Annotated in this window: 15 protein-coding genes; 5 read left to right on the top strand and 10 right to left on the bottom strand. The window is 39.4% G+C overall.

Translation table 11 applies throughout. The features are described from left to right. Positions 1 to 243: 243 nt before the first annotated feature. Genes IC619_RS16060 through IC619_RS16050 form a run of 3 tightly spaced genes read right to left on the bottom strand, consistent with a single transcriptional unit; the run spans position 244 to position 3,126 of the window. Positions 244 to 861 carry a response regulator transcription factor gene (locus IC619_RS16060; RefSeq protein ID WP_191141066.1) on the bottom strand — a complete coding sequence of 206 codons (618 nt, stop codon included), beginning with the start codon at positions 859 to 861 and terminating at the stop codon, positions 244 to 246. Next, entirely contained in the window at positions 858 to 1,967 is a 1,110-nt protein-coding gene (locus IC619_RS16055; RefSeq protein ID WP_191141067.1) for a sensor histidine kinase, read from the bottom strand. Before IC619_RS16055 ends, IC619_RS16060 begins: the two co-directional genes overlap by 4 nt. Before the next feature lie 25 nt (positions 1,968 to 1,992). Continuing rightward, a complete protein-coding gene (locus tag IC619_RS16050) occupies positions 1,993 to 3,126 on the bottom strand; it encodes a DUF418 domain-containing protein (protein ID WP_191141103.1) in 1,134 nt (377 codons plus the stop codon). Positions 3,127 to 3,739: 613 nt separating this feature from the next. Between IC619_RS16050 and IC619_RS16045 the strand changes: the two genes are divergently transcribed. Then, positions 3,740 to 4,294, top strand: a complete 555-nt coding sequence (locus IC619_RS16045) for a hypothetical protein (protein WP_191141068.1) — start codon at positions 3,740 to 3,742, stop codon at positions 4,292 to 4,294. Positions 4,295 to 4,349: 55 nt separating this feature from the next. Here IC619_RS16045 and IC619_RS16040 read toward each other — a convergent pair whose 3' ends face one another. From IC619_RS16040 to IC619_RS16030, 3 genes are all read right to left on the bottom strand, one after another. Further along, positions 4,350 to 6,260, bottom strand: coding sequence for a dihydroorotate dehydrogenase (locus IC619_RS16040; protein ID WP_191141069.1), 1,911 nt, complete (start codon positions 6,258 to 6,260; stop codon positions 4,350 to 4,352). Positions 6,261 to 6,262: 2 nt separating this feature from the next. Next, positions 6,263 to 6,691, bottom strand: coding sequence for an OsmC family protein (locus IC619_RS16035; protein ID WP_191141070.1), 429 nt, complete (start codon positions 6,689 to 6,691; stop codon positions 6,263 to 6,265). A 101-nt stretch (positions 6,692 to 6,792) separates the two neighbouring features. Beyond that, positions 6,793 to 7,407 carry a stage II sporulation protein M gene (locus tag IC619_RS16030; protein ID WP_191141071.1) on the bottom strand — a complete coding sequence of 205 codons (615 nt, stop codon included), beginning with the start codon at positions 7,405 to 7,407 and terminating at the stop codon, positions 6,793 to 6,795. A gap of 100 nt (positions 7,408 to 7,507) precedes the next feature. Between IC619_RS16030 and pdaB the strand changes: the two genes are divergently transcribed. Continuing rightward, on the top strand, positions 7,508 to 8,272 hold the full coding sequence (gene pdaB, locus IC619_RS16025) for a polysaccharide deacetylase family sporulation protein PdaB (protein ID WP_191141072.1): 765 nt from the start codon (positions 7,508 to 7,510) through the stop codon (positions 8,270 to 8,272). Positions 8,273 to 8,407: 135 nt separating this feature from the next. On the opposite strand, the gene IC619_RS16020 is transcribed toward pdaB, so the two are convergent. Beyond that, complete coding sequence (locus IC619_RS16020; RefSeq protein WP_191141073.1) at positions 8,408 to 8,995, bottom strand: KinB-signaling pathway activation protein; 588 nt, start codon at positions 8,993 to 8,995, stop codon at positions 8,408 to 8,410. Between the two features lie 136 nt (positions 8,996 to 9,131). On the opposite strand from IC619_RS16020, the gene gerD reads away from it, so the two are divergent. Next, entirely contained in the window at positions 9,132 to 9,752 is a 621-nt protein-coding gene (gerD, locus tag IC619_RS16015; protein ID WP_191141074.1) for a spore germination lipoprotein GerD, read from the top strand. A gap of 143 nt (positions 9,753 to 9,895) precedes the next feature. Beyond that, positions 9,896 to 10,552 (top strand): class I SAM-dependent methyltransferase, encoded by a 657-nt coding sequence (locus IC619_RS16010; RefSeq protein WP_191141075.1) that lies wholly within the window; start codon positions 9,896 to 9,898, stop codon positions 10,550 to 10,552. 55 nt (positions 10,553 to 10,607) lie between these two features. On the opposite strand, the gene IC619_RS16005 is transcribed toward IC619_RS16010, so the two are convergent. Both IC619_RS16005 and IC619_RS16000 read right to left on the bottom strand, forming a co-directional pair. Then, on the bottom strand, positions 10,608 to 11,117 hold the full coding sequence (locus tag IC619_RS16005; RefSeq protein WP_249669905.1) for a DUF2179 domain-containing protein: 510 nt from the start codon (positions 11,115 to 11,117) through the stop codon (positions 10,608 to 10,610). Between the two features lie 74 nt (positions 11,118 to 11,191). Next, positions 11,192 to 12,133: a phosphotransferase enzyme family protein gene (locus IC619_RS16000; RefSeq protein WP_191141076.1), complete on the bottom strand. Its 942-nt coding sequence runs from the start codon at positions 12,131 to 12,133 to the stop codon at positions 11,192 to 11,194. Positions 12,134 to 12,363: 230 nt separating this feature from the next. On the opposite strand from IC619_RS16000, the gene IC619_RS15995 reads away from it, so the two are divergent. Continuing rightward, the gene (locus IC619_RS15995; protein ID WP_191141077.1) at positions 12,364 to 12,753 is read left to right on the top strand and encodes a hypothetical protein; all 390 of its coding nucleotides are present in this window, start codon (positions 12,364 to 12,366) and stop codon (positions 12,751 to 12,753) included. Positions 12,754 to 12,961: 208 nt separating this feature from the next. Here the strand turns inward: IC619_RS15995 and IC619_RS15990 are convergent, their stop codons facing one another. Further along, positions 12,962 to 13,591, bottom strand: a complete 630-nt coding sequence (locus IC619_RS15990) for a hypothetical protein (RefSeq protein ID WP_191141078.1) — start codon at positions 13,589 to 13,591, stop codon at positions 12,962 to 12,964. Between the last annotated feature and the right edge of the window lie 2 nt (positions 13,592 to 13,593).

Genomic DNA, 13,593 nt, shown 5'->3' with positions numbered 1-13,593 from the left:
GCATGTATTAGGCATACCGCCAGCGTTCGTCCTGAGCCAGGATCAAACTCTCCATATAATGGTGAGCTTGTAAGCTCATATAAAAATTGAACAGGTCATGTGTCACTCTTTAGTTTTCAAGGAACATTTCAGTTGTTACCGCCTTATCGTGGCGACAAGAAATATAGTAACATGGTGCTATAAAACTGTCAATAACTTTTTTCAAATAAAGTTCATAGTGCTAAACACGATACACACACAACATTATTCCATCTCTTCTAACCATCCTTTCTCTTGGGCAATACGTGCAGCCTGCTGTCTGGAGGTCACGCGTAATTTTTGAATCGCTATAGATAGATAGTTGCGTACAGTACCTGTGGTTAAAAATAAGGAATGACTTATTTCACTTGTCGATAATCCATTATGAACCAGTCTCAATATTTTTCTTTCACTCTCACTAAGTGGATTTTGCTCTTGCATGAACAACGTAGTCGCTAAATCTCTACTGATCACTTTTTCTCCTTGCATCACTTTGCGAATGGAATCAATGAGATATGCAATAGGCTCGTCTTTTAATAAATATCCATCAACCTCACATGCCATTGCTTTTTGCAAATATCCAGGGCGGGCAAAAGTTGTTACGATAATCACTTTGCAAGGTAAGTGAGCACCCTTCACTTTCTCAGCAATTTGAAGTCCAGTTAATTGAGGCATTTCGATATCTAAGATGCACACATCTGGTACCTGTTGTCGAATAACATCCCAGGCATGTCCTCCATCTGCAACTTCTGCTATCACCTCAATATCTTCCTCAAAGGAGAGTAGTGATTGAAGAGCTCCCCTTAACATGTTTTGATCTTCAGCTAAGCATACCCGTATCATAATTGCCCTACCTTTCTATGTAATTGAATGGGTACTTTCAGAGAAAGCATCGTTCCTCCTTCCGTTCTATTATAAATCGTGGCCGTCCCTTTTATGGCATGCATTCTTTCTTTCATAGAGGGGAGGCCACTCCCCCACCCTTGTGTTGTGAAACCGTAACCGTCATCTATAATCTCTAATTGAAACATCTGTTCAACAAACTGGGTGTGGATGTAGCAATGTTCCGCTCGACTATGCTTCAAAATATTTGTAGTTGCTTCCCGCACACAAAGAGAAAGCATCGTTTCTTCAAAGCTAGATAATAAATCATGAGGATGCTCGCTTAAAATAGTAGTGGAAATCTGATTTATTTGTAGCAGCTGTTTGCATTGCAACATCTCTTGTCTCAACGAAATTTCATTCATTTCAGAGACCAGTTCTCTTACTTGTTTTAAGGCTGTGCGTGTTGTAGTTAAAATTTCATTTAGCTCATGCTTTACCCTATCCGAATCGTGATCAACCCATTTGGTAGTCAACTCTGTCTTTAATTTTATAATCGTTAAGGTATGTCCCAGTGTATCATGAAGATCCCTTGCAATACGGTGCCGCTCTTCTTGTTGAACAAGCTGTTTATTAATACTTGTCAACTCAACTTGTAAGCCTTTTGTTTTCTTGATGTAGTAGATTAAGGCAGGATATAAAGTTTGTATAATCATGATAGGAATCATTGTTAAAAACGCTTGTGACCATCTCCAACCATATTGATATCCTAGAACCATTACAAAATTTAGAAAAATAAAAACCATAGCCGCCAATATCTGCCACCTCGACTTAGCTCTTCCAACTAAGTCTGCGAATACAAATCCAAAGGTTAACATCATGGTCCCTTCATAAATGGTCAGCACTGCTATAACAGACAAACCTAGCAATGTCGCCAAATAAAGACGCCAATCTCGATTCCACAACGCCATGTAAAAGGCGATCAGATACAAAATCAATAAAGTGACACGAGCATAAATGGTCAAAGCAGAGGAAGAACTGAGTACAATAGAAAATAAAAAAACAAAAGAGATCACATCAACTATCAAATAAAATCTCACTTGATCTTTGGGATAAATTTTAATCATATACACCTTCCATAAATCAGATCGGCTATTTTTGACTGATTGCTCGCACAGCACGTTTACGAATCCATTCCAATGGCCCCATTTTAAACCGTTCGAGTATGATTGGTGCAAGCCAGAGTTGTAGACTTGCAAGCATAACTAAAATGGTAATGACCTGTAAGCTGTTTAATTTTCCACCTAACCCGATCCCCCACCCATAAAAAATCATGGAGGCACATACATTTTGTAAGACATAGCTACTTAATGACATTTTACCCAGATCCTCAAATCGTCGCCATAAGCAACTCCACTTCTGAAATCGGATTAACCAACTCCAGATACCAATGTAACCAAGTGAAAGCAGTGGGGCAAATAAATAGCGTACAGGTATATCAAACAACCCACCTGGGATAAAAGTGAGAAGATTTAAAGGTAGACCGAGAAAAAGCCCAAGGTATAATAATTTCTGGCGTTTTTCAAACCCGCTTTTATTGGATGCGAATACATGATGACGCATCAGTTTTACACCCACTAAAAACAAGAAAATATTCATCGGAATAATAAAGATCGCTTCCATACGATAATAGATAAAATGATCCAATCGATTCTGAATTTGCTCAATCCATGTCCCATTGGCATACAATCCAGACACAGATTCCATATTTAGATCGACCTGACTAGCACCATACCAGCTACTGACAAAGATGAGCATAATCATTAGTATGTGCCAACTACCTACAATCACTAATGCCCGATTAATCGCACGATCTCCTGCCTTCACGATAAAAGCGACAACAACCGCTGTCACAGCGTAACTCATCAATATGTCATATTCCATGACCCATATAAAATGAATCAAACCTTCCACAAACAAAAATAATACAGTCCATAAATATACGCCAGGCCAAACTCTCCTCTTGCGAAGCGCTTCCTGATATTTGATTTCAAGACCAACACCAAAAATGATCGTAAGTAGTCCTAATAACTTTCCATTCACTAGAAACAATACGAACATTCTTATCAAATCATCCCATGACCACCAACCGGAAAAACTACTCGTGGTAAGGTATGTCAAATCTCCTAAATAAGCAAAGATCCAGATGTTTGTTCCAAGCGTCCCTAGAATTGCAAATCCTCGCAGAACATCAATAAGTGGAATTCTTTCGGATTTACGTTGCATATTCATCATCATGCCCTCCCTTGCTTCTGCTCCCAGCATACAAGGAAAGAAAGGCAATTCATATTCACATGCGTCATCCATTTGTTATGACAAGTGTCATCATTGCTATTCTTTTGTCCATTAGATTACGGCTTTCTTAAAATCGAGTATCCATATTCAATTGCTGTGAAATTGAATTTCCTCATAATCGCTTCGATGTATGTAAATATGGAAAAGAACAAGCTAATCCCACCAGATATAGCTCCACGGCAATAAATGGAAGCGGATGATTTATACAAAATTGTAGGCTCCATACAATTACTTCAAAGACGTAATTTACATCTTCAAAAACAGGAAGATACCGTACTCATTATAGTTTTCATATTGGGGAAAGTGCTAGGATTTAATTCAGAGCGCATGTGACATAAATTCGTGTGCACGAATTTAATCATTATACAATGTTCTGAGTGGTTTCGATTATTCATTCTAAATGAAAACAAATTGAAATATTAGACAAAAAAATTGCATAAAACAACAGAACACCTTTTGCTGCATTCTCCTTTTTATTTAAGCATTTTACACTAGAAACATTTTAAACATTTGCACATATTTTAAAAGAAAAAGGGGAGATAGTATGTCCAATCTTTCTCATTCAACACAAAAAATAGAAGACGGTAACCATGGAGCTCCCACAATTCCTTTTAATTTATTATTCTCTTCACCTCCCGTCTCTTTTGATGCTTTCCTCAAAGAAAGTCGCGATATATCGAATGTATCTATTTCTGGAAATTTACTCTTTTTATTGTCCCCAGAGCCAGCTGCAAAGTTTGTCGATTTAACAGTTGTTACACCTCTTGTAATTCAGTTCACACGAGGAGGAAATACCTTCTCTTTCACTGGTAAAGAATTACAGATTACACAATTTTTAACACTTCGTAATGTATTTGTATTGAGAGGGACTTTACAAGAAACCGACAATCCAAACACTAGTGTAAGTTTGGAATCTTTAAGGATTTGTGCAGCTGGAGCAACTTTTGGCCCTTTTTCACTAACCACCGCTCAATCAGATTGTTCATTCCGATTAAATATTAACGGTTTTCCTACTATTTTTGTTCCTGCAGGAAGTCAAAGAACAAGGATTGGAGTTATTCAAGAAGTGGATGATTCCATTCGATCTTTCATACATTGAATCTCAAAAAATGCGCAAGCGACTTTTTCTAGGAGATGTCGCTTCCGCATTTTAATCAAGCTACCCGCTTCGGTGCATGTAAATACGCAAACGAACAAATTAGCCCCACTACATACAAGCCGACGGCAATAAATGGAGGGGCTAAGTGAACCCAATCTACATAGCCAATATAGAAATGGATGCCAATGCCACTAATAAATGCAGGTAAAGCACCTAGACAAAATGTCCACCATAACCATGCCTCACCTTCACGAAATCCCCACAATGCTAATAATAAGACTGCTAATCCTACAGCAATCAAAGTTCCTCCGAATCCTGCTCGATCATGAGCAATTAAAGGGATAATATCTGGGTCAGTCTGTTCTAACTCTTCAGGTTGCAACTGCAGAAATTTAAGATCTTCCGGTACAAACACTTCTGTCATCCCGATAAAGGATATAACCACTCCTCCGAGCAATAACGCCGCTCCCAAAATCACAAAGCTAAGTTGTCCCCACAGTGCAAGCTTCCATTTGGCTGTGTTACCTTTATTCATAGAAGTTGTTGCCCGAAAGTGCTTACCCGCAACTTGAATGTATAACAAAAAAATGGGAAACATAAATACGGCTAAAAATAAGTGCAAAGGGTCTAAGTATCCGTGACCTAAGAAATAAAACAGACTCATAAAACCGAATACAGATGATACATAAATTAACATATAAGCCCAATGAAATTGCTTTCGAATCGCAAACACAGCGACAAAAATATAAATAATCCCCAGTGAAAGTGTCGTTCCAGCCAGTGTGATGCGATCATGCCCCATAAACGGTATGAGCCGATCATTTAATTGCATCAACTCTTCTTTTGAAACTCCTGTAATGGCTTCATCATAGGGGAATATTACAGGTTCAAATGAAACATACCACGCTGTCAATCCAATTCCGATTAAACTGAGAGCAAGCAATAGTGCGAAAATCCAGCCCATCGTAACTGGTTTCGTGGTTGGGGTCGTTTGTTCTTTTTTCTGCTGAGACTGCCATGTATACTCCGATATACGCTTAGGTAACCCTGGGCCAGAGAATATCAATCCTGAGTCGAGTTGTACACATGTAGCACCTGCATTCATAAGTTTTTGTGCGTGATCAGGCTCATGAATAGACGAAGACACGATTAAGGGGATATCCCGATTATGCAGTTGTTCGATCCATTCGACCATATCAGGAACTGAATCAGCATCACCAAATACAAAACCTTCAGCTTCGCGCTTGAGGTCATTTAACACAATTCCTTCTACTTGAATTTCCTTGCATAAAGACTCGAGATCGGAGTGATTCAGCTGATCATAAACGGGCAACGAGAGAAGAAGCGGCTTCCCGAGCTGACTGCACCTCTCCCTCAACTGCTTCAAATGCTGTTTCCATTTTTCGTATGCGCTATCATCCGCCTCTGGCATTGGCACCACAAAAAAGTCTACCTTTTCATGTAACATCTCCATCAGGTGAAGACGTTCTGTGGTAGCCGCTTTGATATCAGCATCTTTGGCATGTCCTAACCCTACCATCACGGGTGTCTGTAAACGCCAATCCTTCTGTCTCGCCAAAAGCACTTCTACTCCAGCATTAGCCCATGGATCATTTACAGTTAGACGTTTTAAAGCTCTGTCCGATCTGACTTCACCCGCTCGTGCTTGAAGTGTCACGATGCCCAGGTCAATAAAACCTGCACCGAAGAGGGAGAAGGGTTCTACTCCTAACCATTCATGATCTACGACACTAGATATACCTATACTGCTAGCGAAGGTATGATCACATAATTTCGTTTGATAGGCAGGATGGGGTGCCATATGTCCCATCCATTCAATTAGCTTTTTACCAAAAGGCAGGTGGTAAAGCCGATTCATACTCGATAGTGCGAATCGCTTCGCTCTGTCATCGGACATCTGAAAAAAGAGCGGGCGAAATATCGTCTGATAAGACCAATCTGGCATTTTTAATCCAACACCTCTTCATATCTTGTTCCATTAATTTCAAAGCTGGTTGTGATCAAAGCTGACAGCGAATGAGAAACCGAACAATATTTCTCGATGGATAGTTGCACGGCTCTTTTCACCTTTTCCACAGGTAAATCGCCTGTCAGTTTGTAATGAATGTTCATCTTCGTAAATCGACGCGGGTGTTCCGCTGCACGCTCAGCTTCTATTTCCATATCAAATTCATCTACCTGTAATCGCATTTTGCGTAGAATGTCTACAATATCGATTCCTGAACATGTTCCGACTGCTGAAAGAAGTGCCTCCGTTGGCCGTGGTCCCTTATTTTCACCACCCACTTCAGGAGCCGCATCCATTTCTAAACGATGACCAGAAGGCAATTCACTTGTAAAGCTCATCTTTCCGTTCCATTGAATAGCCACGCGCATTTTCTTATCTCCTTTCTTTCATCACTTCATTTTATCATAAATGGCTTAACCTCGATGGGGCCTAAAACAACAAATACGCACCCTCGAATGGTGCGTATTTGTTATGTTACGTTCAATAAGATCAAACCCGTCTCGATTAATCCAGCTAAAACAACCAGGCAACTTATCCCAATCAAGAGGGGGATTAAGTTTCCTTTTAAGGTAGCCCACTCAGCTTGTACTTTTTCTTTACGCTTGGGAATGCTGAAGGAAATCAGCCACTTAATCCAAAAAACGCCCAAGTGTGTTCCAAGTGCCGCGGCAATAATAATGGCAGGTATTTCTATGATTCCATGAGGCAAGATTGTTTTTACAAATAAAAGCAACGGGTGAACGCCCGATTCTGTCGCAGCAACTTTCAGTACCATACCAAGTAGCATCCCATTCATTAAAATCATGGCAGATGGCCAAAAAACAAGAAAGACACCAAAGACAATGGTAACCATAGCAGCAGTCCAATTATTTAGAAACAACTCCAGAAAAACATTAAAAAAGCTTGGGTCACGCTGTATTGAACTCACAACTTCTTTTAATTGATCAAAAATGCCTGCTTTTTTAAATACCGACAGTAAATCGTTACCATTCCAGTAGCCCGATAAGGCACTCACAATAAAGATCACTGACAAAAATCGAATATATCTTTTTTCAAAGCGCAATGCTTCCAAAAACTTTCGCAAAAAACATCCCTCCAAAATTTATGGACAAACCGATCATAACCGCTGGGGACGTGCATACATTAAAGATAAGACAACTCCATCCGCAAAGGAGGTATACGAAATGAACCATTTTTGGGTCTTTTCTGGTAAACGAATCAAGCGTTCACTCATCATTGCCGTCGCACTACTATTTGCTGCAGGTATCGTCTATGCTGAGGGAAAAAACGTGCAAGTCTTTTTCCCTGTTGACTCTGGTCCAGCAGCTATTTATAGTGTCAACACAGACAAAAAACAAGTCGCTCTCACATTTGATATCAGCTGGGGAGAAGAACGTACAGGTCCTATTTTAGATATTTTAGAACAAAAAGGCATTAAAAATGTGACCTTTTTCCTCTCATCCCCATGGGCTGAATCTCATCCTGACATCGTTAAACGGATCGTAGACGCTGGCTATGAAATCGGAAGCCATGGACACAAACACGAAAATTATAGTGGTTATGATGAAGCACAAATTCGCGCCCAGATTAGCAAAGCAGACGCAATATTAGAAAAAGTAACCGGCAAGAAGCCAAATCTCATTCGTTTCCCTAATGGTGATTTTGATAAGCGCGTTCTACGAGTTGCTGATGAGATGGGTTATAAAACCATCCAATGGGATACGGATTCCCTCGATTGGATGAATCCTGGAACGGATAAGATCATCAATAAAGTTGTAAGCAAAGCACACCCTGGTGATATTATTTTGATGCATGCAAGTGATTCATGTCGGCAAACGCATGAAGCACTCCCCCAGATTATAGACTCCTTGAAAGAGAAAGGCTATGAATTTAAAACGGTGTCTGAATTAATTTCGGGAACAGAAACAAAAACAAAGTCAGTTGAGTAATCCGGTAACAGATACACGTGTATCTACAACACATGTATCTGTTTTACCTTTTGAAAGGGGTTTTAACCCCTACTTCTATAAGTGGGATTTCAATCAGGTGGAGTAGAGTCTCTACCTGATTCCTCGAAAACGCGTTCACTTTTTTTCTGTTTTCCCGACTAAGCGGTGAAGTTGTAAAATTTGCCAGCTGTTACAACTTAGTAAGATAATCACCGATTGTAGTAATAATAAAAGCGTTACCTCTTCTCCTTTTGGACTAAAAGAAGGAATATCTTCTAGAACTGTCGCCACAATCATAAAAAAGAGAGTGGGAATAAATGCACTCGCATTCGTCCATCTACTCTTTAGCCATGCGACGATAAATGCAACCACGACAATCAGTAGTGAGACACTCAAATGCTTCCACAGCATAACTCCACTATATCTAGAAGAATTAAGCGCCACCAAACTACCTAGAATAAAGACGACCATAGCGATTAATAATATATCGTAAGTCGTTTTATTTCTGATCAGTCCACGACTTAACCAATTAAAAACGAGATAAGAAAAGAAACCCAATTGTGCTACCGCCGCTAAAGTAAGCCCCATTAGTATTTGCTTCGTAATTGAACCGACCACTTCTTCTCCTTGGAAAAGAGCCATGATAAAGGCTAAACCTAAACCAGCCACTGCTCCAATCAGAAGGGTAGACCAAAACCAAAAAAATAATTTTTTTAATGTCATATCTTTTCGCCCCTATTGTCATCAAACTTCTATGATTGTATCAAAAGCATTCTTCTTTTTGCTAGTCAAGCATAAATAAGTCGCTAAATTATCATGATATAGACTAAAGACCTGTTTGTGAAACGGAGGATTTTTTATGATTCGCTTTCCGATCGGTATCATATGTCTACTCAGTATCTTCACACTTACTTCTTGCATGGGGCAATCTTCACAGGACCAAGAACCCGATTATAAAAAGACCAAAGAAATGACACTAGATGTCTTACAAACATCGGAAGGAAAGAAAGCGTTGCAAGCGCTTTTTACAGATCCGGAATTTAAAGAACAACTTATGTTAACAGATGAAACACTTACTAAAGCCATGGCGAAAACGATTAAGGAGCCCGAGACACAGAAAGAATGGATGAAAATTTTACAAAATCCTGATGTGGCCGCAAACCTAGCACAAGCAACAGAAGCTCAGCAAAAAGAATTGATGAAAACATTGATGAAGGATCCGACCTACCAAAAGATGATGATTGAACTCTTACAAGATCCCAGTTATACCCCCCATCTATTGCAAATATTGAAAAGCCAGCAAAGCCGCCAGGAAATACAAAAAATAATGGAAGAACAATTAAGCGTTCCAAGTTTCCAAGAAAAAATGAAGCAACTCATGAAAGAAAGTCAATCGGGAAAAAAAGAAAGTTCTACAGAAGAAAGTGAAAGTGGTAAAAAAGGTGAATCAAGTGAAGGGCAGCAAAATGAACAAGCTTGATCACTACGATCGATTACACTCATCTCATACCGTGAGATGGGTGTAATTATTTTCTTTTAAGCGATCTACAAATATGCTAAAATGCTATTAATACAATCGAATTTATTGGAATTATAGTTCTCATACTAATGGAGGCAATCAATATGTCTTATCAACCTCGATTTAATCATATATTTGAAGAATGGGCATCCAACTACGACCAAGAAATTACGGGTGGCAACCCCCAATACGCTGAAGCTTTCGAAGGTTATGATCAAATACTGAATGAAGTAGCAGATGCACTTGTAGCACCTTTTGCTGGTACAATATTAGAACTTGGGGTAGGAACGGGCAATCTCTCTAAAGTGATCCGAAGCAGAGGGTTACATGTACTTGGAGTCGAGCCTTCTCCCGACATGCGGGCAATTGCTTCTACCAAAATCCCAGAGATGAAAATCTTAGATGGTCATTTTTTATCCTTGCCTGAAGATGCGACCCACTTCGATGGTATTGTAAGCACTTATGCCTTTCACCATTTAACAGACGAAGAAAAAGATATGGCCTTAGTTGATCTAGCACAACGCCTGAAACCAAATGGAAAAATCGTATTTGCCGACAGTATCTTTCTTGACCAAGCAGCCAAGCAAGCCATGATTGATGAGGCACGTGAGCGTCAGTTTTATGACTTAGCTACAGACCTAGAACGCGAATACTATCCGATTTTACCACGTCTTGAGCATTCCTTTAAACAAGCGGGGCTTAAAGTAACCTTTAAACAAATGAACCGCTTCGTATGGCTCATGGTAGCTGAAATCGCATAATATAGATAAGAAAAGAGGCATTCATGATGAATGCCTCTTTTCTTATCTATATATATTATCTAACTCGCCGTACCCAAAAACCACCCACAAATGCTTTGGGCTCGTGTGATACAATAAAAGCTTGCGGATCTATCGCTTGTACCTGTTCCACTAGCTCTCGCTGTCGATTCCGCTTCGTGAGCACCGACAGTACGAGACGCTGACCACTTAGCCCCTCACCAAGCCATGCCGTTACGCCAAAACCAGCATCGCGTAATTGCTGAGGCATGTCAGATAACTCATTTTTGGTAATCACTTGCACCGTTAAGTAGCCCAACGCCAGCTTTTCTTCAATTAGAGACCCTGTAAATACCCCAATTGCGAAACCTAAGCAGTAGGTCACCACATTAACCCAGTTATCGATATGATTGAGCACAACCGACAAACCCATAATATAAATAAATACTTCAAAGAAACTTACCAGTGAAGCAGCCGTACGATTCCCTTTCATCATGATGATTAAACGAATCGTCGAAATCGATACATATGCGATATTGATCGCAAAAATAAATAATAAGATCTTCATACTCCCACTCACATCCTCGACAATGATTCCGAGCCTCATTGTAAAGCTTATGTAGAGCGGAAGCAATAGCCAACCTACGGCTTGTACAAGCTTGGTTCAAATTGTGTTAGGGAGTAAGCAAATTCCTTTTGTCTCGGATTATGATCTTCCATCGAGTCCACAATTAACCACAATCCTTCATCCATAAAAAGAAGTAAAAGGACATCCACCCAAACCTCTTGTTCAAGCTTTGTTAATTGTGTGTATTGACTATACCCCTCCATAAAGTCAGACCACTCTTCCTGTGTTAACGGACGTGGCGGCACAGTGCCCATGCCATCGTTATGGAAAATAATACAGCAAATCGCTAAGTCCACAATCCTTGGAATGATTCCTCCGTTATCCGGGTCGATCAAGGTAGGTTTCTGGTCTAATCCATAAATCAAATTATTGGCTTTGTAATCTCTACTTGCCGTTACATTTGGTAAATCTAGTTTTTCTAGTAAAGGTAAACGTGAATGCGTCATTTCTTCGAAATGCTGAATGATGGACTTAAACTGTTTACGTTCCACTTCACCATGCAGCCACTTGAGGATCTGTTTACTATCACTTGCTATCTCCGTTTGAAAATCCGCATCATATTGCTCCCAGCTAAAACTTCCACTGTCAAAGATTGCGCTTTGACGATGTATGCGACCTAATAATTTACCAGCTTCCACAATATCGGCTTTCGATCCATTATAAGGTCTACCTTCAATAAATGGATACATCACCCACTGATGTCCATCGAAATTCACAAACGGCCTATTGTGAAAAGGCGCAACCACTTGAATCCCTTGCTGACGTAGATGAAGCAGCCATTTTTTTAATTGCTCAGCCTCTTTTAACTCTTTTCGTGTTCGCTTCACGATCACATCATGACCTAAGTACTTACATTTTAACACAGGCGCATAGGGATAAATCGATGTAGGACTCTCTTCTTCATGAATCACACCAAATTGATCTAGTAGCTTCTTTATCGCAGCTTGCTCCATCATCCCAATCCCCCTAATTCGATACGAGTAGCTATTAATGATGTTAAATAATTTTATATTTTCAAAAGTTATGATGCAACATCGGATCTTGATTTACATGATTTTTGTTATGAGTCATTGTGTATTATGATTAATAGAAACTATTGCTTTTAATTTGATTGATATGAAATTATGGATTATTTCATCATGAACTTAACGATATGAAAATGAATTGATTCCTGAGGAGCAATGAGATGTTTATTTATTTTATACGAAAAATATGGGTAGGTGTACTTTGTGTGCTTCTGATTAATATCCCTTTAGCCATTTATATTTTCATCGAATCCGGCGTTTCTGGTTTTAATTGGACATTTGATTATTTCATATTTATTACCATAATTGCATTCGTTGGTGTTGGAGGACTCATATCTATTTTTGCTGATTTTGCATCGAGGGGTCATCGCATAATTTCTTTACTTATTCATTTAGGTGGAGGGGCACTAACTTCCATTATTCGAACTGATGAATGGATTACTTTAATCATCAGCGTAGTTGGCTTATTAATCTATTGGGCGGTAGATCTTGGCGTACAATATTTCTTGAAAAAGTACAAACAAAGACAAAATCTAGAGAAAAATGGCTAGTGATTCCATTTTATCATGTTTTTCATTCAAGTGACCCATCTAGCCCCGAGACAAAAGCGCATGAATTTTAGTAAAAAATATTCATAATGAAATACACTTCCATATATTGTGAGTCAATATTACACACCATTTGGGACTTAATCCACTCAAATAGCTATACAGTAGAACCTATTACTAACCTTTTAATTTTTTAAAATTTTATGTAAATTCACCGCCAACTCCTTTTAAGCCCTAACCGTTTATACATGCGTCTAATGCTCCCCTTGCTATGATCCAGTTCTTGAACCAGTTCATCTAATGTGTATCGATCAGACAGCTCTGTTAGATAGAGGCACAATTGTTTGTCTGTTAGTCCATTTTGGGTTTTAATCTGTTCTTCTATTCGTCTAGCACCTGCTGGGCGTAATGGGATATGATACTTCAACAGGTAGTAGCGTACCAAAGTGTGAGAGCAGTCTAGTATATCTGCACATGCGAGACACGTTTTCCCTTGGTTCACGTATAGTTCATACAGCCGCTCTGGAGTTACTATCTGATTGTATCGCTTTTTGGTCTCAATACCGTAGCGTTTATATACCGCTTGAGCTGAACTAGGTGAACACGTGAACTGTTGTCCCAATTGTTGAAAAGTGAGCATTTGAAAGAAACGCAGATGTAGCAGGTATTCTTTGAACGCCGTATCATCCATATTTCGTTCTGCTTTCAGTCTCACTTCTACTCTGGTGCGTCCTCGTCGTTTTGATCGCATGGAAGTCTGATTAAAAACGAGGCGTTTCTGAGCACCATATCGCTTACTAGGACAATCTTTGACTACATATTCAGCATTCATATTGAGCATGC

Source organism: Polycladospora coralii (assembly GCF_014773435.2).
GTDB classification, from domain to species: domain Bacteria; phylum Bacillota; class Bacilli; order Thermoactinomycetales; family Thermoactinomycetaceae; genus Polycladospora; species Polycladospora coralii.
The sequence above is the reverse complement of the archived record's forward strand: the minus strand, read 5'-3'. Positions and strand labels throughout refer to the sequence as shown.